Below are 21137 nucleotides of genomic sequence, written 5' to 3'. Positions count from 1 at the left end.
AGGTCGGTTTGTCCCTCAGTGCAAAGGGCAAACGCTGTGACAAGTATCATAGCCGCCGATATGACCAAAGCCGCCAAACCCCAAGCCTCATCCCACACGCCTGCCCAAGGTTTCAGTTACAGCCGCGAGCACTTCGAATCGCTGGTGGATGCAGCTTTGAAGCATGCCAAAAAACTAGGTGCCACCGATGCCGGTGCGGATGCTTCCGAAGGTTGTGGTTTGAGCGTGTCGGTGCGCAAAGGCGAGCTAGAAAACGTCGAGCGCAACCGTGATAAGTCGCTGGGCGTGACGGTTTACTTGGGCCACCGCCGAGGCAATGCCAACACCTCTGATTTCTCGCAAGCCGCGATTGAGCGCACGGTACAAGCGGCTTACGACATTGCCCGTTTTACAGCGGAAGACCCAGTGGCTGGCTTGCCTGACGAGAAAGACATTGCCCAGCATCATCCTGATTTGGATTTGTTCCACCCATGGAACATCACCAGTGCCGATGCAGCAACGCTGGCTCTGCGTTGCGAAGCGGCGGCCATGCAAACCGACAAACGCATCACCAACAGCGAAGGCGCTGCAGTGTCGGCCCAACAAAGTCATTTTTTCAGCGCACACACCCACGGTTTTCGTGGTGGCTACGCCAGTTCGCGCCACACGATTTCGGTGGCACCCATTGCAGGCAAGGGCGACGGCATGCAGCGCGACGCGTGGTACAGCTCCATGCGCAATGCCAGTGAGTTGGCTTCACCCGAAGCGGTAGGGCGCTACGCTGCAGAACGTGCCCTGAGCCGTTTGAAGTCACGCAAGATTGCAACCGTCGAATGCCCCGTGTTGTTTGAAGCACCTGTGGCGGCGGGTCTGTTGGGCGGTTTTGTACAAGCGGTGAGTGGCGGTGCGTTGTACCGCAAGAGCACGTTCTTGCTCGACTCGTTGGGCAAGACTGTGTTTCCTAAACACATCGATATTTACGAAGATCCCTTTGTCATGCGTGGCAAAGGCAGCTCGCCGTTCGACGATGAAGGTGTGACTACTCGCGCACGCCGCGTGGTGGACGCTGGCCGTGTGGAAGGTTATTTCCTCAGCAGCTACACCGCGCGCAAGTTGGGCATGCCCACCACGGGCAACTCAGGTGGTTCGCACAACTTGGTGATGTCTTCACGCTTGACCCAAAGCACGGATGATTTGGATGCCATGCTGCAAAAACTGGGCACGGGTTTGTTGGTGATTGAGCTGATGGGCCAAGGCGTGAACTACGTGACGGGCGACTATTCACGCGGAGCCAGCGGCTTTTGGGTGGAGAACGGCCGCATTGCCTATCCCGTGCAAGAGATCACCATCGCGGGGAATATGAAGGACATGTTCCAAGGCATTGAGGCCATTGGTTCGGATGCTTACACGATGGGTGCCAAGACGATTGGTTCTGTGTTGATCAATCGCATGAAGGTGGCGGGTAGCTAATTTTCTTTGCTCGGTGCGTTTTGGTTTTGTAGTTTGCTGAGGCGCGAATGCGGTGTGGCGTGACTGCCCTAGGCTCCTCTTCGCTGCGCTCAGAATGTCGCTACGGATTGCGGGGGCCTAGACCCGTCAACAGTAAGAGCAGGGGAGTTCGTCACCCCAAGCCACAACAGTTAAGCAAGAGCAGCGAAGACTTAGCCTGCCAACGCAGTCTTAACAGCAGCAGACACCAGTCCCATATCCGCCTTACCGGCCAACTGTGCCTTCACAGCACCCATGACTTTACCCATATCGCCAGGGCCCGCAGCGCCCACTTCAGCCACGATGGCCTTCACGGCGGCTGTGATTTCTTCGGCGCTCAAACGCTGAGGCAAATACACCTCCAGCACTTTCATCTCTGCAGTTTCCACATCGGCCAAATCTTGGCGACCAGCGCTGACGTAAGCTGCCACAGAGTCTTTGCGTTGCTTGATCAGCTTGTCCACGATGGCGATCACCATGGCGTCGTCCAACTCCACGCGCTCGTCGACTTCTTTTTGCTTCATCGCGGCTTGCAGCAAGCGGATGGTGCCCAAGCGCACGCTGTCTTTGGCGCGCATGGCGGTTTTCATGTCTTCGGTGATTTGTGCTTTGAGGCTCATGGTGTGTTCCTACAGGGAAAAATGATTCGAAAAAAAAGCCCGCTGAGGCGTCCCTAGCGAGCTTTTTTGGGGCAGAGGCTGCTTAGTACAGCTTCTTGGGCAACTGCATGCTGCGGATGCGCTTGTAGTTGCGTTTCACGGCTGCTGCTTTTTTGCGTTTACGTTCAGCGGTTGGCTTCTCGTAGAACTCGCGAGCGCGCAAGTCGGTCAACAGACCCAATTTTTCAATGGTGCGCTTGAAGCGACGCAGAGCGACGTCAAACGGTTCGTTTTCTTTTACACGGATGGTGGTCATTACCAAAAGTTTCCAAATTGTGCAGCCAGAGGGTGTTCGGGAAGATCGGGCCCAAGCGCCTTAACTGCGGTGTTCCCCAACATTAAGTTGATCAGGCCGTTGGGGATTTGCCAGCAAAGACCAAGATTATAGCGACTAAACCGCCGATTTCAAACGCTCGCCCAGGGCTTTTGCGCAGGCATGGGCGCTAGACCACGCCCACTGGAAGTTGTAGCCGCCCAGCCAGCCGGTGATGTCGACCACTTCACCGATGAAATACAGGCCTGGCTGCTTGGATTCCATGGTTTGCTGGGATAAATCACGGGTGTCCACGCCGCCCACGGTAACTTCGGCTTTTTTGTAGCCCTCAGTGCCCGTGGGGGTGAGCGACCAACGGCTCAAACGCTCGGCGAGTTGGTTCAGTGCCTTGTCGCTGGCTTCAATCACGGGGCGTTGCCATGCCGAATCTTGACTTGTCCAAGTGTCGGCCAAGCGCGAGGGCACCCCCCAAGCGTTGAGCTCGTTGGCGATGCGTTTTTTAGACTGCTGTTTGGCGGTCATCAGCGCTTCTTGCAGATCGATTTCGGGCGCTAGGTTGATGCGTATGTCAGTGCCTGCTTGCCAGTAGCTGGAGATTTGCAGCACACCCGGTCCCGACAAGCCGCGGTGGGTGAAGAGCAAATCTTCGTCAAAACTTTGCAGGGCTTTCTTGGCCCCAGTTTCGATGCGCACCGGGAGAGAGAGGCCGGAGAGCTGTGCGTATGGTGCCCAAGCTTTGTCGTCAAAGGTGAGGGGCACCAGTCCTGGGCGAGGTTCAACCACACGCAGGGTGAATTGCTTGGCGACTCGGTAGCCAATGTCGGTCGCACCAATTTTTGGAATGGACAGCCCGCCGGTTGCAATCACCACTGCGCTTGTCTGGATGACCCCTTGTGAAGTGTCGACGTCGTAGCGTTGCGTTTGGGGTGCGGCGTCTGAGTAGCGAATGGCTTTGAGGCTGCAAGGCTGCCAGCGCGTGACGCTGCCGCCGTTGGCTGAGCCGTTGCATTCGGCCAAGAGCATTTGAATCAGGTCTTCGGCAGAGCGCTGGCAAAACAACTGACCTTTGTGTTTTTCTTCAAACGGGATGCTGTGTTGCTGCATCAAGCCGATGAAGTCTTGCGGCGTGTAGCGCGACAAGGCGCTGCGGCAAAACTGCGGGTTGTCGCCCACAAAGTGTTTGTGGGGCGCGCGCACATCGATGTCACGGTTGGTGAAATTGCTGCGGCCACCGCCAGAGATGCGAATTTTCTCTGCCACTTTTTCGCTGTGGTCGAGGATGAGCACTTGCAAGCCCTGTTGTGCCGCGACGCCTGCACAAAACAAACCGGCAGCACCTGCGCCCACAATCACAACATCAAAAGTCTTCATGCGGCGAGTTTAGTGTGCACTCATCCAGCAGACGCTTGCAGCGCCGCTTTGCTTTGCATGGCCAATAGCCCTTTGAACACATCGCCTACGACGATCACCGATGGACTGGCTAACGATTCACGAACGATGGTGGCATGCAGTTGCTGCAGCTCGCACACCACATGGCGTTGTGTGGGTAGGCTCACTTGATGAATGACGGCGACAGGCGTGTCTGCTCGCATGCTTTGCAACAGCGTCTCTTGCAAATGTGCGGCACCGCTCACGCCCATGTAGACGACTAAGGTGAGCTTGGCTTGTTGCGCAGTGCGACCGAGTGCAACCCAGTCCACACCGTCTGCTGCGTCTTGCTTGGCGTGGCCTGTGATGAACACCACGCCGTGCGCGTGTTCGCGGTGGGTAAGGGGAATGCCCAGTGACGTGACACCGGCCAAGCCGGAGGTGATGCCGTTGATGACGGTGACAGCAATGCCTTGGGCTTGCAGGTGTTCGACCTCTTCGCCACCGCGACCAAAGATGAAGGGGTCGCCGCCCTTGAGGCGCACCACGGTTTCGCCAGCCAGTGCTTCTTGCGCCATGAGCTTTTCAATAAAGGCTTGTGGCGTTGATTGACAGCCCCCGCGCTTACCTACATGAATGATGCGTGCATTGGGAGATGCGTGTGCCGTGATGGCGTCACTCACCAAATCGTCTACCAACAACACGGTGGCAGCGGCAATGGCTTTGACGGCTTTGAGTGTCAACAGCTCTGGGTCGCCTGGGCCAGCGCCGACGAGGGTGACATGGGGTTGAAATGTGTGCGTCATGGTCAAAGGCTCAAGGCTTTCATCACCGCTTGGGCTTGTGCGGTCAACGGTGCAGGTACTGGCAATTTGTCATTGAGTACGGCTTGCGTGTAACGAGCGGTGCTGGCCGCATCTATTTCAGTGGGTAACTCTGGCAGTTTGGTGAGTGAGCCTGGTTGGGGCTCCACCAAAGGTGTGCGTGTGCCGCGCAAAAAGGCGTCCATTTGCGGCGTGCGGCGTGCATCGGCCACCACTTCGCCTTCAGTGCCGCGCAGCAGCAGAGCGCGTGCGCCTGTGAGCTCAAACGTCGCCGCCATCGAAATAGCGTATTCGGGGTGGGTGTAGCTGCTCACCAGCAAAGCATCGGCTGCTGTGGTGGGGTTCATCAGTTTGACCAAGCTGTGCGCAGGGTTGCGCAGTCCGACGACGCGTCGTACGTCAAGCAAGCGCTTGAGTCCAGGGCACAGTACTTCCGTGGGCACAAACACCACCTCGCCCGCGTTGACGGGTCGAGGCTGGCTAAGACTTGTCACGCCCATGGCGGTGAGTACATCTTGGCTCGTCACTCGCGTGGATTCGGTGGGGGTGCCGTGCATCACCACGGCCAGACCTTCACGAGCCAGCAGATGTGCCAGCAGTGGTGTGAGTACCGGCAGTTTGCGTGCGCCGTTGTAGCTGGGTAGCACCACGACAGGAGATGCAGCGCTGATCAGCTGGAGTCGTGCATGCGTGGCATCTAAAAAACCGGCCATCTCTTGGTCGGTTTCGCCTTTGATGCGCATGGCCAGGCAAAAAGCACCCAGCTCTATATCGCTGACCTGTCCATCCAAAATTTGGCCCATCAAATCAGCGGCTTGCGCACGATCGAGCGCGCGTGCGCCATCGCGTCCGCGGCCGATTTCTTTGATGTAGTGGCTGATGCTCATGCGGCGATTGTCTCGCAGGCTTGATAACTTATGGCTATATGGTCAATCAAGTGCACATAAACTCTGGCGCTTATGTTGATCCTCGGTATTGAATCTTCTTGCGACGAAACGGGTGTGGCGCTGGTCCGTTCAGATGGCCAAGCCGTGCCCACCTTGCTGTCACACGCGCTGTATAGCCAAGTGGCCATGCATGTGGCTTATGGCGGTGTGGTGCCTGAGTTGGCCAGTCGCGACCATATTCGACGCGTCATTCCGCTGGCGCGTGAGGTAATCGCTGAGGCAAAACACGGTTTGCAAGATGTGGATGTGGTGGCCTATACCCGTGGCCCCGGCTTGGCTGGCGCTTTGCTGGTGGGGGCGGGCGTGGCTTGCGCTTTGGGGGCGGCCTTGAACAAGCCTGTGCTGGGTGTGCATCATCTTGAAGGTCATTTGCTGTCCCCATTTTTGAGCGAAGACCCGCCCGAGTTTCCGTTTGTCGCCCTGTTGGTGTCTGGTGGCCATACGCAGCTCATGCGCGTGGACGGGGTGGGGCGCTACGAATTGCTGGGCGAAACCATTGATGACGCTGCGGGTGAGGCGTTTGACAAGTCGGCCAAGCTCATGGGTTTGGGTTACCCCGGTGGCCCAGCGCTCTCGAAGCTGGCTGAGCAGGGGGATCCTGACGCTTTCAAGCTGCCGCGCCCCTTGCTGCACAGTGGGAATCTGGATTTTTCGTTCGCGGGACTCAAAACTGCGGTGATGACTCAAGCCAAAAAACTGGGCGATGACTTTGAGGCGCGAAAGGCCGACTTGGCCGCATCCACCGAAGCTGCGATTGTTGAGGTGCTTTTGAAGAAATCACTCACTGCGTTGCGTGAAACTGGTTTGAAACGGCTGGTTGTTGCAGGTGGTGTAGGCGCCAACCGACATTTGCGTGAGCAACTCAATGCGGCATGCCAAAAGCGTGGCGTGCGCGTGCATTACCCCGAGCTCCATTTATGCACCGACAACGGCGCCATGATTGCCATGGCGGCTGCCATGCGCTTGCAAAGCGGGGGGGGCGGCATGGCACAAGCCCAGCCGCGCTACAGCTTTGACGTCAAACCCCGCTGGCCGTTGGCTGAATTGGCCTGATTCAGGCCTCTTGGCCCAAGGTGGCTGTGCCTGCTATACTCTGCGGGCTTTACCTTTTGGGGTAAGCAAAGCACGTTGCACCAACTTCCACGGTACAACGCAAGTCAAATATTTAAGGAAAAAACCATGTTGACAGCAAAAATTGCAGAAGTCGTTAAAGACAACGCACGTTCAGCCGGCGATACAGGTAGCCCCGAAGTCCAAGTGGCTTTGTTGACTGCTCGTATCAACGAACTCACACCTCACTTCAAACAACACGCCAAAGACCACCACGGTCGTCGCGGTTTGTTGCGCATGGTGAGCCGTCGTCGCAAATTGCTCGACTACCTCAAGTCCAAAGATGCTGACCGTTACACCGCGCTGATCGCCAAGTTGGGCCTGCGCAAGTAATTGTTTAAGCTCTAACGACAAACGCCTGAGTTTTCAACAAGCTCAGGCGTTTTGCACTTTTAAACATACTTTTTAACCACCGGCAAGACAACTCAGCGCAGACTCGAAAGCTGTGTCATTCCAAAAAAGCCCCCACTTTTCTGGAATGGCATCGTTGACTGCATCAGTGGCTTGCCAAATTTCATCAGGAAAACACATGTCTATTTTCAATAAAGTGACCAAAACATTCCAATGGGGCCAACACACGGTCACCATGGAAACCGGCGAAGTGGCTCGCCAAGCTGGCGGCGCTGTGCTCGTCAACATGGACGACACCGTGGTGCTCGCCACTGTGGTGGGTTCGAAGATCGCCAAAGCTGGCCAAGACTTCTTCCCCTTGACCGTTGACTACATCGAGAAAACCTACGCTGCTGGCAAGATCCCTGGCAGCTTCTTCAAGCGCGAAGCCAAGCCCAGCGAACACGAGACATTGACCAGCCGTCTGATCGACCGTCCTATCCGTCCTTTGTTCCCAGAAGGTTTCTACAACGACGTGCACGTCGTTGTGCACACCGTGTCGTTGAACCCAGAAGTCGATGCTGACATCGCTGCCTTGATCGCTGTGTCTGCCGCTTTGAGCATCTCTGGCATTCCTTTCAACGGCCCCATTGGTGCCGCGCGCGTGGGTTACATCAATGGCGAATACGTCTTGAACCCAGGTCAAACACAACGCAAAGACAGCCAGATGGACCTCGTTGTTGCAGGTACCGAAGCTGCTGTGTTGATGGTGGAATCTGAAGCGCAACAGTTGTCAGAAGACATCATGTTGGGCGCTGTGGTGTTCGGCCACGAGCAAGGCAATATCGCGATCAACGCCATCCACGAATTGGTGCGCGATGCTGGCAAGCCCGCTTGGGATTGGACGGCGCCTGCCAAGGACGAGCCACTGATTGCCAAGGTGCAAGCTCACGGCGAAGAAAAGCTCCGTGCTGCCTATCAAAACCGCAACAAGCAAGCCCGTACGCTGGCTTGCCGTCAAGCCTACGCGGCAGTGATGGAAGCGCTCAAAGCCGACGGCGTTGAGTTTGATGCGGTCAAAGTCGAAAACATGTTGTTCGACATCGAAGCCCACATCGTTCGCAGCCAAATCTTGGCCGGTGAGCCACGCATCGACGGTCGCGATACACGTACTGTGCGCCCCATCGAAATCCGCAACAGCGTGTTGCCACGCACTCACGGTTCTGCCTTGTTCACACGCGGCGAAACGCAAGCCTTGGTGGTCTCCACTTTGGGTACCGAGCGCGATGCACAGCGTATTGACGCTTTGGCGGGTGAGTTTGAAGACCGCTTCATGTTCCACTACAACATGCCTCCCTTTGCCACCGGTGAAGTGGGCCGCATGGGTTCGACCAAGCGCCGCGAAATCGGCCACGGCCGTTTGGCCAAGCGTGCTTTGGTGGCTGTGTTGCCAACCAAAGAAGAGTTCCCTTACACCATGCGCGTGGTGTCTGAGATCACAGAATCCAACGGTTCTTCATCGATGGCTTCGGTCTGCGGTGGCTGCTTGTCCATGATGGACGCTGGCGTGCCCATGAAAGCACACGTGGCCGGTATCGCCATGGGCTTGATCAAAGACGGCAACCGCTTTGCCGTGTTGACCGACATCTTGGGTGACGAAGATCACTTGGGCGATATGGACTTCAAAGTGGCCGGTACCACAAACGGTATTACTGCGTTGCAGATGGATATCAAGATCCAGGGCATCACCAAAGAGATCATGCAAGTGGCATTGGCTCAAGCCAAAGAAGCACGCATGCACATCTTGGAAAAAATGCAAGCCGCTATGGGTGAAGCCAAGACCGAAGTGTCTAACTTTGCGCCCAAGCTCTTCACCATGAAGATCAACCCAGAGAAGATCCGTGACGTGATCGGTAAAGGTGGCGCCACCATCCGTGCGTTGACCGAAGAAACTGGCACACAGATCAACATCGAAGAAGACGGCACCATCACCATCGCCGCCACAGACGGTGCGAAGGCTGAAGAAGCCAAGCGTCGCATCGAAGAGATCACAGCTGAAGTCGAAATCGGCAAGGTTTACGAAGGCCCCATCACCAAGATTTTGGACTTCGGTGCTTTGGTCAACTTGTTGCCAGGCAAAGACGGTTTGCTGCACATCAGCCAAATCGCACACGAGCGCGTTGAGAAGGTCACCGACTACCTCAGCGAAGGTCAAATCGTGCGCGTGAAAGTGCTCGAAACCGACGAAAAAGGTCGCGTGAAGTTGTCGATGAAGGCGTTGATCGAGCGTCCACAAGCTGACCACGCACACGACGCTGCGCCCCAAGCCTAAACAGGGTTTGAGGCGGTTGCGCGCATGATGCACATCGTTGAAATCACCACGCACGGCGCCCCTGAGGTGCTGCGCGTTGGCCAGCGGCCTGTGCCGCAGGCGGGGGAGGGGGAGTTGCTGATTCGTGTCAGCGCCAGTGGCGTGAACCGCCCTGACGTGTTGCAGCGAATGGGCCACTACCCCGTGCCCGCTGGTGCGTCAGATGTGCCAGGCCTTGAGGTGGCGGGTGTCATCGAATCAGGTGATGCAGCAGCTTTGGCTGAGGCTGGCTTGAAGGTGGGCGACCGTGTGTGTGCCTTGGTGGCTGGCGGTGGTTATGCAGAGTATTGCGTGGCACCTGTGGCTCAGTGTTTGCCAGTGCCTGCAGGGTTGAGCGATGTTGAGGCGGCGTCGTTGCCCGAGACATTCTTTACCGTGTGGAGCAATGTGTTTGACCGTGCGCAGTTGCAAGCGGGTGAAACTTTGCTGGTTCAAGGTGGCTCTAGCGGCATCGGTGTGACGGCAATCCAAATGGCCAAGGCCATGGGCGCGACCGTCATCGTGACGGCCGGTAGTGACGACAAATGTGCGGCTTGTGTGGCGCTGGGCGCAGACCATGCGATCAACTACAAAACCCATGACTTTGCGGCCGAGGCCATGCGCTTGACGAGCGGCCAAGGTGTGGATGTTGTGCTTGATATGGTGGCGGGCGACTATGTGGCCCGTGAGGTGGATTGCTTGGCAGAAGATGGCCGTTTGGTCGTCATTGCTTTGCAAGGCGGCACCAAAGCTAACTTTGACGCTGGCAAAGTGCTGCGTCGTCGTTTGCACATCACGGGCTCGACCTTGCGTCCGCGTCCTGTGACATTCAAGGCTGCGATTGCGCGTAATTTGCGCGAACGCGTTTGGCCATTGATTGAATCTGGGCGTATCAAGCCTGTGGTTCATGCCACATTTGATGCGGCTTCTGATGACGGTGCTGCGAATGCGCACCGTTTGATGGAGTCCAATCAACACATTGGCAAGATTGTTTTGACTTGGAGTAAGTGATGAAGCAAAAACTTATTGCAGGCAATTGGAAGATGAATGGCAGCTTGGCTGTCAACGAGGCTTTGGTGCATGGTGTGCAGCAGGGCTTGGTGCAAGCTTTGGCTGGTAAGCACGCGCAAGTTGCGGTGTGTGTGCCTGCGGCGTATTTGTCGCAAGTGCAGCAGCTGGTCAAAGGCTCTGGCATAGACCTAGGTTCACAAGATGTGTCGGCGCACGAGCAGGGCGCCTACACCGGTGAAGTTTCGGCTGCGATGTTGAAAGACTTTGCGGTGCGTTACGCCATCGTGGGTCATTCAGAACGTCGTCAATACCACGGCGAAACCGATGAGCAAGTGGCGCACAAAGCGCAACGCGCTTTGTCGGCAGGCATCACGCCCATCGTGTGTGTGGGCGAAACTTTGGCGGAGCGCGAAGCGGGCAAAACCGAAGAGGTGGTCAAGCGCCAATTGGCGGCTGTGATTCACACCAATGGTCATTGCATCAGCGAAATCGTGGTGGCTTACGAGCCCGTGTGGGCCATTGGTACTGGCAAAACTGCCACGCCTGAGCAAGCCCAAGCGGTGCATGCGGTGTTGCGTGCACAACTCAAGGCGGCCACATCCCATTCAGATCGCGTGCACATCTTGTATGGCGGCAGTATGAATGCGGCGAATGCCGCTGAATTGCTGGCGCAGCCCGACATTGATGGCGGCCTCATTGGTGGCGCAGCCCTCAAAGCGGCAGATTTCTTAACCATCATCGCGGCTGCGGCGCGTTGAAAGTAATTATTTTTTCGGAGTTTTTATGAGTTTGATTTTGAATATCGTTCAAGTGGTCCAGTTGTTGTCTGCTTTGGGCATGATTGGTCTGATCTTGGTTCAGCACGGCAAGGGTGCTGACATGGGTGCAGCTTTTGGCAGCGGCAGCTCTGGCAGCTTGTTTGGTGCGAGCGGTGGTGCGAACTTTTTGTCACGCACCACGGGTGTGTTGGCGGCTGTGTTCTTTGTCTGCACATTGGCGCTGGCATATTTTGGTAATTTGCGTCCTGCCAGCTCTGGCAGCGTGCTCGAAGGTGCTGTGGTGGCGCCTGCCCCAGTGGCTGAAGTGCCTGCTTCTGGTGCAGCACAAATTCCTACAAAGTAATCGTAAAACCTTCACGCCTCAGAGCGAACGGGGCCCTTTTTCGGGGTAAACTCTGAGGCTGTTCAGGAAGCGTTATACCTCTTCGCTTCTTTAGAACAAACAACCCAAAGCCGTCGTGGTGAAATTGGTAGACACGCTATCTTGAGGTGGTAGTGGCGAAAGCTGTGCGAGTTCGAGTCTCGCCGACGGCACCATCCAAAAAAGTCTGCTGTAACTCTGGTGTCAACCAGTTACGGCAGACTTCGCAGACTAAAAACCAGATAGTCAGACCGCGAGATTGCGATGAGCTTAGAACAATACCTTCCCGTCCTCTTATTCATCCTTGTGGGCCTTGGCGTGGGGGTTGCTCCCCAAGCGATCGGCTTCTTCTTAGGTCCTCGTCGTCCTGACGAAGCAAAAAACTCCCCTTACGAATGCGGCTTTGAAGCGTTTGAAGACGCGCGCATGAAGTTCGATGTGCGTTACTACTTGATCGCCATCCTCTTCATCTTGTTCGATTTGGAAATCGCATTTTTGTTCCCTTGGGCCGTGGCGCTCAAGGAAATTGGTTTCATTGGCTTCATCGACATGATGATCTTCCTTGCCATCCTCGTTGCAGGCTTTGCCTACATGTGGATCAAGGGTGCCATCGACTGGGAATAAGGACTCACTATGTCACTTGAAGGCGTTTTCAAAGAAGGCTTCATCACCACGTCGTATGACTCGGTGGTGAATTGGGCTAAAACAGGCTCTTTGTGGCCCATGACTTTCGGTTTGGCTTGCTGCGCGGTTGAGATGATGCATGCGGGCGCGGCCCGTTATGACATCGACCGTTTTGGCATGTTGTTCCGTCCAAGCCCACGCCAGTCCGACTTGATGATCGTGGCGGGTACGTTGTGCAACAAGATGGCTCCCGCTTTGCGCAAGGTTTACGACCAAATGTCTGAACCACGTTGGGTGTTGTCCATGGGTTCATGTGCCAACGGTGGTGGCTATTACCACTACAGCTACTCGGTGGTGCGCGGTTGTGACCGTGTGGTGCCTGTGGATGTGTACGTGCCAGGCTGCCCGCCCACGGCTGAGGCTTTGTTGTATGGCATCTTGCAACTGCAGAGCAAGATCCGCCGCGAAAACACCATTGCTCGCTGATTAGGAAAAACAGATGAGTCATTCCATTCAAACGCTTGAAGCGGCCTTGCACGATGTGCTGGGCAGCAAAATCAAGCTTCTCGAATCCGCTTTGGGCGAATTGACCTTGACGGTCTCTGCTGCCGATTACCACGGTGTTTGCCAAACCTTGCGCGACGATTCGCGTTTGGGTTTTGAGCAGTTGATGGACCTGTGTGGTCTGGACTACTCAGGTTACAAGGACGGCGCCCATTCCAAATTTACGGATGGCCCACGCTATGCCGTGGTGAGTCACCTGTTGTCGGTGAGCCATAACTGGCGCCTGCGCGTGCGTGTATTTGCTGTGAACGACGACCTGCCAGTGGTTGCTTCTGTCAATGACTTGTGGAACTCGGCCAACTGGTTCGAGCGCGAAGCGTTTGACTTGTTCGGCATCGTGTTCGAAGGTCACCTCGACTTGCGTCGCTTGTTGACCGATTACGGCTTTGTGGGCCACCCTTTCCGTAAAGATTTCCCAACCTCGGGTCACGTGGAAATGCGTTACGACGCCGAGCAAAAACGTGTGGTGTACCAACCCGTCACCATCGAGCCGCGCGAAATCACGCCGCGCATCATTCGTGAAGACAACTACGGCGGTACGCACTGACCATGGCTGATATCAAGAACTACACCCTGAACTTGGGCCCTCAACATCCTGCAGCACACGGTGTGCTGCGTTTGGTGTTGGAACTCGACGGCGAAGTGGTCCAACGCGCTGATCCACACATCGGCTTGTTGCACCGCGCCACCGAAAAACTGGCCGAGAGCAAAACCTACATTCAATCGTTGCCGTACATGGACCGTCTTGACTACGTGTCCATGATGTGTAACGAGCACGCTTACTGCTTGGCCATCGAAAAAATGATGGGCATTGAAGTGCCAGAGCGCGCGCAGTACATCCGCGTGATGTATTCCGAAATCACGCGTTTGCTCAACCACTTGTTGTGGTTGGGTTGCCACGGTTTTGACTGCGGCGCGATGAACATCTTGATTTACTGCTTCCGTGAGCGTGAAGACTTGTTCGACATGTACGAAGCGGTCTCTGGTGCTCGTATGCACGCGGCTTACTTCCGTCCAGGCGGCGTGTACCGCGACTTGCCAGACAGCATGCCTCAGTACAAGGCCAGCAAAGTGCGCAACGCCAAGTCTGTGGCGCGTTTGAACGAAAACCGCCAAGGTTCTTTGCTCGATTTCATCGACGACTTCACGCAACGCTTCCCCAAGTTGGTCGACGAGTATGAAACGCTGTTGACTGATAACCGTATTTGGAAACAACGTACCGTGGGTATCGGTGTGGTTACTCCAGAGCGTGCGAAAAACCTCGGTTTCTCAGGCGCTATGTTGCGTGGCTCAGGCATCGCTTGGGACTTGCGCAAGCACCAGCCTTACGACGTCTATGACCGCATGGACTTCGATATTCCAGTGGGCAAAACCGGCGACTGCTACGACCGCTATTTGGTGCGCGTCGAAGAGTTGCGTCAGTCCAACCGCATCATCAAGCAATGTGTGGACTGGTTGCGTGCCAACCCTGGCCCTGTCATCACTGACAACCACAAGGTGGCTTCGCCCAGCCGTGAAGGCATGAAGTCCAACATGGAAGAGCTGATTCACCACTTCAAACTCTTCACAGAAGGTTTCCACGTGCCCGAAGGCGAAGCGTATGCCGCCGTTGAGCATCCCAAAGGTGAGTTTGGTATCTACCTCGTGAGCGATGGTGCCAACAAGCCCTACCGTATGAAGATTCGCGCACCTGGCTTTGCCCACTTGGCAGCCATGGATGAAATGGCGCGTGGCCACATGATCGCTGACACCGTCGCGGTGATTGGCACCATGGACATTGTGTTCGGGGAAATTGACCGATGAGTTCTGTAAACACCCACCACAGCGCACCGCTGTCGGCCGAGGCGCACGCGCGTTTTGCGCGTGAAGTCGCTAAATACCCAGACGATCAGAAGCAATCTGCCGTCATGGCTTGCTTGTCGATTGCGCAGCAAGAGCAGGGCTTTGTTAGCGCCGAGAGCGAGCGCGTGATTGCTGAGTTGCTCGGCATGGCCCCCATGGCTGTGCACGAAGTGACCACCTTCTACAACATGTACAACCAACAACCCGTTGGCAAGTTCAAGATCAACGTGTGTACCAACCTGCCTTGCCAATTGCGCAACGGGCAGGGCGCTTTGTTGCACATGGCCAAGAAGCTGGGTATCGAAGTCGGCGGCACTACGCCTGATGGCTTGTTCACCTTGCAACCCGGCGAATGCATGGGCGCTTGCGCCGATGCACCTGTGCTCTTGGTCAACGACCGCACCATGTGCAGCTTTATGAGCGACGACAAGCTCGACAAATTGGTCGACGACTTGCGTGCGGTGAAGGAATAAGCATGACGACTTCACAAAAAGCACTCGACGTATTGGCTCAGTTCCGTTCATCTGGCGCTGACACTTGCTTCCACGACCGCCATATCGGTCCCCAAATTTTGGCGGGCTTGAATGGCAACAACTGGTCGATCGCCGACTACCAAGCACGTGGTGGCTACCAAGCCCTGCGCAAGATCTTGACCACAGGCATGACACAAGATGAAGTCATTGCCGTGGTCAAAGAATCCGGTTTGCGTGGTCGTGGCGGTGCGGGCTTTCCCACCGGTTTGAAGTGGAGCTTCATGCCTCGCCAGTTCCCAGGCCAAAAATATTTGGTGTGTAACTCGGACGAGGGCGAGCCCGGTACTTGCAAAGATCGTGAAATCTTGCAACACAACCCCCACATCGTGATTGAGGGTATGGCCATCGCCGCGTATGCCATGGGCATCAGCGTGGGCTACAACTACATCCACGGCGAAATTTTCCAAACCTACGAACGTTTTGAAGCTGCCCTCGAAGAAGCCCGCGCAGCTGGTTTCTTGGGTGACAACATCTTGGGTTCTACGTTCAGCTTCCAGCTGCACGCCGCCCACGGTTTTGGCGCTTACATCTGTGGCGAAGAAACCGCGTTGCTCGAATCGCTCGAAGGCAAAAAGGGTCAGCCCCGTTTCAAGCCACCGTTCCCCGCGAGCTTTGGTTTGTACGGCAAGCCCACCACCATCAACAACACCGAAACATTCGCGGCGGTGCCATGGATCATCAACAACGGTGGTCAGGCTTACCTCGAATGCGGCAAGCCCAACAACGGCGGCACCAAGATCTTCTCGGTCAGCGGTGATGTCGAGCGTCCCGGTAACTACGAAATCCCCATGGGCACACCGTTCTCCAAACTGTTGGAGTTGGCCGGTGGCGTGCGCAAAGGTCGCAAGCTCAAGGCGGTGATTCCTGGTGGGTCATCTTCGCCTGTCATCCCTGGCGACTTGATGATGACCCTGACCATGGACTACGACAGCATCGCCAAAGAGGGCGGTTCGATGTTGGGTTCGGGTGCTGTGATCGTGATGGACGACAGCCGTTGCATGGTCAAGAGCTTACAGCGTTTGAGCTATTTCTACATGCACGAGTCATGTGGCCAATGCACACCTTGCCGCGAAGGTACAGGTTGGTTGTGGCGCATGGTCGACCGCATCGAGCGCGGTGAAGGCCGCGAAAGCGACTTGGCTTTGTTGGATAACGTGGCTGAAAACATCATGGGTCGCACGATTTGCGCGCTCGGTGATGCAGCCGCCATGCCCGTGCGCGGCATGATCAAGCACTTCCGCCACGAATTTGAACACCACATCCAGCACAAGACCTGCGTGGTCTCTGCCTACGTTTGACACGGATAAGTGCCATGATTGAAATTGAACTCGACGGTAAAAAGGTAGAGGTCCAAGAAGGCTGCATGGTCATGCATGCAGCTGAAAAGGCCGGTACTTACATTCCGCATTTCTGCTATCACAAGAAACTCAGCATTGCGGCCAACTGCCGCATGTGCTTGGTCGATGTGGAAAAAGCTCCCAAGCCCATGCCTGCATGCGCCACGCCCGTGACGCAAGGCATGGTGGTTCGCACCAAGAGCGAACGCGCCATCAAGGCCCAACAGTCGGTGATGGAGTTCTTGCTCATCAACCACCCACTCGATTGCCCGATTTGCGACCAAGGCGGTGAGTGCCAGTTGCAAGACTTGGCGGTGGGCTACGGCGGCACCACGTCACGTTACGAAGAAGAAAAACGTGTGGTCAACCCCAAGGACGTCGGTCCTTTGGTGAGCATGCAAGAGATGAGCCGCTGTATCCAATGCACACGTTGCGTACGCTTTGGTCAAGAAGTGGCAGGCATCATGGAATTGGGCATGTCCCACCGTGGTGAACATGCGCAGATTGAAACCTTTGTGGGTCAATCGGTCGACTCCGAGTTGTCTGGCAACATGATCGACATCTGCCCCGTGGGTGCGTTGACCAGCAAGCCATTCCGTTACAGCGCACGTACTTGGGAATTGAGCCGTCGCAAATCGGTCAGCCCACACGATGCCACCGGTGCCAACCTGATCGTTCAAGTCAAGAACAACAAAGTCATGCGCGTTGTGCCTTTGGAAAACGAAGACGTCAACGAATGCTGGATTGCTGACCGTGACCGTTTCAGCTACGAGGCTTTGGACAGCGCAGACCGCTTGACCAAGCCCATGCTCAAGCAGGGCGGCGAGTGGAAAGAAGTCGATTGGCAAACAGCCCTTGAATACGTGGCCAACGGCTTGCAAGGCGTCAAAGCCCAGCACGGCCCTCAAGCCATCGGCACTTTGGCCAGCCCACACAGCACCGCTGAAGAATTGTTCTTGGCTGCTAACCTGACCCGTGGTCTGGGTAGCCAAAACATCGACACACGTTTGCGCGCTGCAGACTTTCAAACTGATGGCAAAGCCCGTTGGTTGGGTACCTCGGTGGCTTCACTCACCACGCTGCAACGTGCGTTGGTGATTGGCGGCAACATCCGCAAAGACCAACCTTTGTTGGCCCAACGTCTGCGCCAAGCTGTGCGCAACGGTGGCAAGGTCAACGCCTTGAACGCACAAGCTTACGACTGGGCCATGCCAGTGGCCAACACCTTGGTGGCTGATGCCGCCAACTGGGTGCAAGCCTTGGCTGACATCGCCGCGGCTGTGGGCGCTATCACCGGTGCTGCGGCTCCTGTGGCAGGCAATGCCAACAGCGCAGAAGCACAAGCCATCGCCAAGTCATTGACGGGCGGTGAGCGCAAAGCCATTTTGTTGGGTAACGCAGCGGCGCACCACGCCAAAGCATCGAGCTTGCTCAGCTTGGCCAATTGGATTGGTGCACAAACCGGCGCCACCGTGGGTTACCTCGGCGAAGCCGCTAACACAGTGGGTGCGCAAGTGGTGGGTGCCTTGCCAAAAGCGGGCGGTCAAAATGCAGGCCAAATGTTGGCAGGTGGTTTGAAGGCCGTGGTGTTGCTCAACACTGAACCCGCCTTTGACGCTGCCAACGGCGCAGCTGCTGCACAAGCCATCGGTCAAGCCGAAATGGTCGTCACCTTGTCGCCCTTCAAGGCCAATATGGACATCAGCGATGTGCTGTTGCCCATCTCGCCTTTCACTGAAACTGCGGGCACGTTCATCAACACAGAAGGTCGCGCACAAAGTTTCCACGGTGTGGTCAAGCCTTTGGGCGAGACACGTCCTGCATGGAAAGTCTTGCGCGTGTTGGGCTCTATGCTCCATGTGCCAGGCTTCGAATTCGAGACGATCGAAGAGGTGCGTGCACAAGCGATCCCTGCTGATGTGCAAGCTTTGTTGTCCAACGCCTGCACGGCACAAGTGGACGTGAGCCCTGCAGCAGGTCAGCCTGCCACTGCGGCGATTTACCAACTCGACAGCTTGGTGCGTCGCGCGCCATCGCTGCAACTCACGGCTGATGCGAAGGGAGGCCTGTGATGGTTGAAAACATTTACAACGCAGGCTTCGGCTTGTTGCCCGATGTGTGGTGGACCACACTGGCTTGGCCCGTACTCTGGGCTTTGCTCAAAATCGTCGCTGTGCTGTTGCCTTTGCTCGGTTGCGTGGCTTACTTGACTTTGTGGGAACGCAAAGCGATTGGCTACACCCAAATCCGTAAAGGTCCCAACCGCACTGGCCCGGGTGGTTTGTTGCAACCTATCGCTGACGCGCTGAAGTTGCTCACCAAAGAAATCATCATCCCAACTCAAGCTACTACTAGCTTGTTCTTCTTGGGGCCGATCATGACCATCATGCCAGCCTTGGCTGCCTGGGCCGTGATTCCATTTGGTCCTGACGTGGCTTTGGCCAACGTCAACGCAGGCTTGCTGTTCTTGATGGCCATCACGTCACTTGAGGTGTATGGCGTCATCATCGCGGGTTGGGCCTCTAACTCCAAGTACGCGTTCATTGGTGCGATGCGTGCCTCGGCTCAAATGGTGAGCTACGAAATCGCGATGGGTTTCTGCTTCGTGATCGTCTTGATGACTTGTAACAGCTTGAACATGACCGACATCGTCATGAGCCAAGCCAAGGGCATGATGGCTGACAAGGGTTTGGGCTTCTTGTCATGGAACTGGTTGCCTTTGTTCCCCGTGTTCTTGATTTACTTCATCTCTGGTTTGGCTGAAACCAACCGTCACCCCTTTGACGTGGTGGAAGGTGAATCTGAAATCGTGGCTGGCCACATGATCGAATACTCGGGCATGTCTTTCGCCATGTTCTTCTTGGCCGAATACGCCAACATGATCTTGGTCTCTATGCTGAGCGTCATCATGTTCTTGGGCGGCTGGTTGTCTCCTGTGGACAACGCCTTGTTCAACATGATTCCCGGTTGGATTTGGCTTGGCATCAAGACCTTTGTGGTCGTGACCATGTTCTTGTGGGTGCGTGCCACGTTCCCACGCTATCGCTATGACCAAATCATGCGTTTGGGTTGGAAGATCTTCATTCCAATCACCTTGATTTGGTTGTTGGTGGTGGGTGTTTGGATTCAAACACCTTGGAATATCTGGAACTAAGGCCGGAAATACACCATGACAACAACTACACAATCCGCTCCTTTCTCGTTGCGCGACTTTTTGTCGAGCTTCTTGTTGCTCGAGCTGTTCAAAGGCATGGCCCTCACCGGCAAATACATGTTCTCGCGCAGCATCACCATTCAGTTCCCGGAAGAGAAGACACCTTTGTCGCCTCGCTTCCGCGGCCTGCATGCTTTGCGTCGTTATGAAAACGGCGAAGAGCGTTGCATTGCGTGCAAACTCTGTGAAGCTGTGTGCCCTGCAATGGCGATCACCATCGAATCAGACCAGCGCGCAGACGGCAGCCGCCGTACTACACGCTACGACATCGACTTGACCAAGTGCATCTTCTGTGGCTTCTGCGAAGAGAGCTGCCCCGTTGATTCGATCGTTGAAACACACATCTTTGAGTACCACGGCGAAAAACGCGGTGACCTGTACTTCACCAAAGAAATGTTGTTGGCAGTGGGCGACCGCTACGAACCCGAAATCGCTGCCAACAAAGCAGCTGACGCCAAATACCGTTGAAAGATTTCATGATGGACGTTCAATCGGCTCTTTTTTACGCGTTCTCAGCAGTCATGCTGTTTGCGTCATTCCGCGTCATCACGGCGCGTAACCCAGTGCACGCCGCGCTGTACCTGGTCTTGGCTTTCTTCCAAGCCTCGGGTATTTGGATGTTGCTCAAAGCAGAATTCCTCTCTATCGCGCTCGTACTCGTGTATGTGGGCGCAGTGATGGTCTTGTTCTTGTTTGTGGTGATGATGCTCGACATCAACATCGACAGCATTCGCCAAGGTTTTTGGAAGCACTTCCCACTCGCAGCGACTGTGGGTGCGGTGGTTGCCCTCGAACTGGCAGGCGTTTTGTTGGGCGGTTTCCGCATCAGCGAACCCCAAAAACAACTGACGGCTCAAGTCATCTCTCCAGCGGCCGTTACTGCGGTGGCGCCTGTTGATGTGGCTTCGGCTGCTGTCGATGCCGCTTCTGCTGCATTGAGCACAGCGTCTGCGGCCGATGTGGGCCACATGGTGGTGGCGCAACCCTCCAACACCAAAGCCTTGGGTGTGTTGCTCTACACCGAGTACCTCTACCCCGTGCAAGTCGCTGCGTTGATTTTGTTGGTGGGCTTGATTGCTGCCATCGCTTTGACCTTGCGTGCACGCAAAGACAGCAAATTCCAAAATGCGGGCGACCAAGTGCGCGTCAAGGCCCGTGACCGTGTGGAACTGGTGAAGATGGATGCGGTCAAGCCCGCACCTGCAGCACCAGCCGCAGAGGAGACCCAAGCATGAGCATCACCTTAGGCCACTACCTCACGCTGGGAGCGATTTTGTTCGCACTCTCTGTGATCGGCATCTTCTTGAACCGTAAAAACTTGATCGTCTTGTTGATGGCGATTGAATTGATGTTGCTAGCGGTCAACATGAACTTCGTGGCGTTCTCACACTACTTGGGTGACTTGAACGGCCAAATCTTTGTTTTCTTCATCTTGACCGTGGCGGCTGCTGAATCTGCCATCGGCTTGGCGATTCTGGTGCAGTTGTTCCGCAACAAGTCCAGCATCAACGTGGATGAACTCAACACGCTCAAGGGTTAATTC

Annotated in this window: 23 protein-coding genes and 1 tRNA gene; 19 read left to right on the top strand and 5 right to left on the bottom strand. The window is 55.7% G+C overall.

The window, feature by feature from the left end:
• The first annotated feature begins 60 nt into the window (after positions 1–60).
• A complete protein-coding gene (gene pmbA, locus QMG27_RS08740; protein ID WP_281814588.1) occupies positions 61–1449 on the top strand; it encodes a metalloprotease PmbA in 1389 nt (462 codons plus the stop codon).
• Between the two features lie 191 nt (positions 1450–1640).
• Here the strand turns inward: pmbA and QMG27_RS08735 are convergent, their stop codons facing one another.
• The 5 genes from QMG27_RS08735 to ybiB form a co-directional block, all read right to left on the bottom strand.
• Positions 1641–2087 carry a GatB/YqeY domain-containing protein gene (locus tag QMG27_RS08735; protein ID WP_281810668.1) on the bottom strand — a complete coding sequence of 149 codons (447 nt, stop codon included), beginning with the start codon at positions 2085–2087 and terminating at the stop codon, positions 1641–1643.
• Positions 2088–2169: 82 nt separating this feature from the next.
• The gene (gene rpsU / locus QMG27_RS08730; protein WP_006296472.1) at positions 2170–2382 is read right to left on the bottom strand and encodes a 30S ribosomal protein S21; all 213 of its coding nucleotides are present in this window, start codon (positions 2380–2382) and stop codon (positions 2170–2172) included.
• Positions 2383–2517: 135 nt separating this feature from the next.
• Positions 2518–3771 carry an NAD(P)/FAD-dependent oxidoreductase gene (locus tag QMG27_RS08725; RefSeq protein ID WP_281810667.1) on the bottom strand — a complete coding sequence of 418 codons (1254 nt, stop codon included), beginning with the start codon at positions 3769–3771 and terminating at the stop codon, positions 2518–2520.
• 20 nt (positions 3772–3791) lie between these two features.
• The gene (gene cobA, locus QMG27_RS08720; protein ID WP_281810666.1) at positions 3792–4574 is read right to left on the bottom strand and encodes a uroporphyrinogen-III C-methyltransferase; all 783 of its coding nucleotides are present in this window, start codon (positions 4572–4574) and stop codon (positions 3792–3794) included.
• 2 nt (positions 4575–4576) lie between these two features.
• Positions 4577–5479, bottom strand: a complete 903-nt coding sequence (gene ybiB / locus QMG27_RS08715; protein ID WP_281810665.1) for a DNA-binding protein YbiB — start codon at positions 5477–5479, stop codon at positions 4577–4579.
• A gap of 72 nt (positions 5480–5551) precedes the next feature.
• Here ybiB and tsaD point away from each other — a divergent pair, with 72 nt between their 5' ends.
• The 18 genes from tsaD to nuoK all read left to right on the top strand — a co-directional run bounded on the left by tsaD (position 5552) and on the right by nuoK (position 21134).
• On the top strand, positions 5552–6592 hold the full coding sequence (gene tsaD / locus QMG27_RS08710) for a tRNA (adenosine(37)-N6)-threonylcarbamoyltransferase complex transferase subunit TsaD (RefSeq protein ID WP_281810664.1): 1041 nt from the start codon (positions 5552–5554) through the stop codon (positions 6590–6592).
• A gap of 126 nt (positions 6593–6718) precedes the next feature.
• The gene (gene rpsO / locus QMG27_RS08705) at positions 6719–6982 is read left to right on the top strand and encodes a 30S ribosomal protein S15 (RefSeq protein WP_281810663.1); all 264 of its coding nucleotides are present in this window, start codon (positions 6719–6721) and stop codon (positions 6980–6982) included.
• A gap of 196 nt (positions 6983–7178) precedes the next feature.
• Entirely contained in the window at positions 7179–9311 is a 2133-nt protein-coding gene (gene pnp / locus QMG27_RS08700) for a polyribonucleotide nucleotidyltransferase (RefSeq protein WP_281810662.1), read from the top strand.
• A gap of 27 nt (positions 9312–9338) precedes the next feature.
• Positions 9339–10340, top strand: coding sequence for an NAD(P)H-quinone oxidoreductase (locus tag QMG27_RS08695; RefSeq protein WP_281814586.1), 1002 nt, complete (start codon positions 9339–9341; stop codon positions 10338–10340).
• Positions 10340–11098, top strand: a complete 759-nt coding sequence (gene tpiA / locus QMG27_RS08690; RefSeq protein WP_281810661.1) for a triose-phosphate isomerase — start codon at positions 10340–10342, stop codon at positions 11096–11098. Before QMG27_RS08695 ends, tpiA begins: the two co-directional genes overlap by 1 nt.
• A gap of 25 nt (positions 11099–11123) precedes the next feature.
• Positions 11124–11462, top strand: coding sequence for a preprotein translocase subunit SecG (gene secG, locus QMG27_RS08685; protein ID WP_281810660.1), 339 nt, complete (start codon positions 11124–11126; stop codon positions 11460–11462).
• A 109-nt stretch (positions 11463–11571) separates the two neighbouring features.
• Positions 11572–11656 (top strand) — tRNA-Leu (locus QMG27_RS08680).
• 88 nt (positions 11657–11744) lie between these two features.
• Positions 11745–12104: an NADH-quinone oxidoreductase subunit A gene (locus QMG27_RS08675; RefSeq protein ID WP_108282178.1), complete on the top strand. Its 360-nt coding sequence runs from the start codon at positions 11745–11747 to the stop codon at positions 12102–12104.
• Positions 12105–12113: 9 nt separating this feature from the next.
• Positions 12114–12590 carry an NADH-quinone oxidoreductase subunit B gene (locus QMG27_RS08670; RefSeq protein ID WP_100132916.1) on the top strand — a complete coding sequence of 159 codons (477 nt, stop codon included), beginning with the start codon at positions 12114–12116 and terminating at the stop codon, positions 12588–12590.
• 13 nt (positions 12591–12603) lie between these two features.
• A complete protein-coding gene (locus QMG27_RS08665) occupies positions 12604–13215 on the top strand; it encodes an NADH-quinone oxidoreductase subunit C (protein ID WP_281810659.1) in 612 nt (203 codons plus the stop codon).
• Between the two features lie 2 nt (positions 13216–13217).
• Positions 13218–14471, top strand: a complete 1254-nt coding sequence (locus QMG27_RS08660) for an NADH-quinone oxidoreductase subunit D (protein WP_281810658.1) — start codon at positions 13218–13220, stop codon at positions 14469–14471.
• Positions 14468–14983, top strand: a complete 516-nt coding sequence (gene nuoE, locus QMG27_RS08655) for an NADH-quinone oxidoreductase subunit NuoE (protein ID WP_281810657.1) — start codon at positions 14468–14470, stop codon at positions 14981–14983. The genes QMG27_RS08660 and nuoE overlap by 4 nt, the downstream gene beginning before the upstream one ends.
• A 2-nt stretch (positions 14984–14985) precedes the next feature.
• The gene (nuoF, locus tag QMG27_RS08650) at positions 14986–16341 is read left to right on the top strand and encodes an NADH-quinone oxidoreductase subunit NuoF (protein WP_281810656.1); all 1356 of its coding nucleotides are present in this window, start codon (positions 14986–14988) and stop codon (positions 16339–16341) included.
• A 14-nt stretch (positions 16342–16355) separates the two neighbouring features.
• Positions 16356–18452 (top strand): NADH-quinone oxidoreductase subunit NuoG, encoded by a 2097-nt coding sequence (gene nuoG / locus QMG27_RS08645; protein WP_281810655.1) that lies wholly within the window; start codon positions 16356–16358, stop codon positions 18450–18452.
• Positions 18452–19534: an NADH-quinone oxidoreductase subunit NuoH gene (gene nuoH, locus QMG27_RS08640; RefSeq protein ID WP_281810654.1), complete on the top strand. Its 1083-nt coding sequence runs from the start codon at positions 18452–18454 to the stop codon at positions 19532–19534. The genes nuoG and nuoH overlap by 1 nt, the downstream gene beginning before the upstream one ends.
• Before the next feature lie 15 nt (positions 19535–19549).
• Positions 19550–20062 carry an NADH-quinone oxidoreductase subunit NuoI gene (gene nuoI / locus QMG27_RS08635; RefSeq protein ID WP_281810653.1) on the top strand — a complete coding sequence of 171 codons (513 nt, stop codon included), beginning with the start codon at positions 19550–19552 and terminating at the stop codon, positions 20060–20062.
• A gap of 11 nt (positions 20063–20073) precedes the next feature.
• A complete protein-coding gene (locus QMG27_RS08630; protein WP_281814584.1) occupies positions 20074–20829 on the top strand; it encodes an NADH-quinone oxidoreductase subunit J in 756 nt (251 codons plus the stop codon).
• On the top strand, positions 20826–21134 hold the full coding sequence (gene nuoK / locus QMG27_RS08625) for an NADH-quinone oxidoreductase subunit NuoK (protein WP_104799163.1): 309 nt from the start codon (positions 20826–20828) through the stop codon (positions 21132–21134). Before QMG27_RS08630 ends, nuoK begins: the two co-directional genes overlap by 4 nt.
• Positions 21135–21137 lie beyond the last annotated feature (3 nt).

Origin of the sequence: Limnohabitans sp. MORI2 (genome assembly GCF_027925025.1) — a bacterium.
Taxonomy (GTDB): domain Bacteria; phylum Pseudomonadota; class Gammaproteobacteria; order Burkholderiales; family Burkholderiaceae_C; genus Limnohabitans.
The sequence above is the reverse complement of the archived record's forward strand: the minus strand, read 5'-3'. Positions and strand labels throughout refer to the sequence as shown.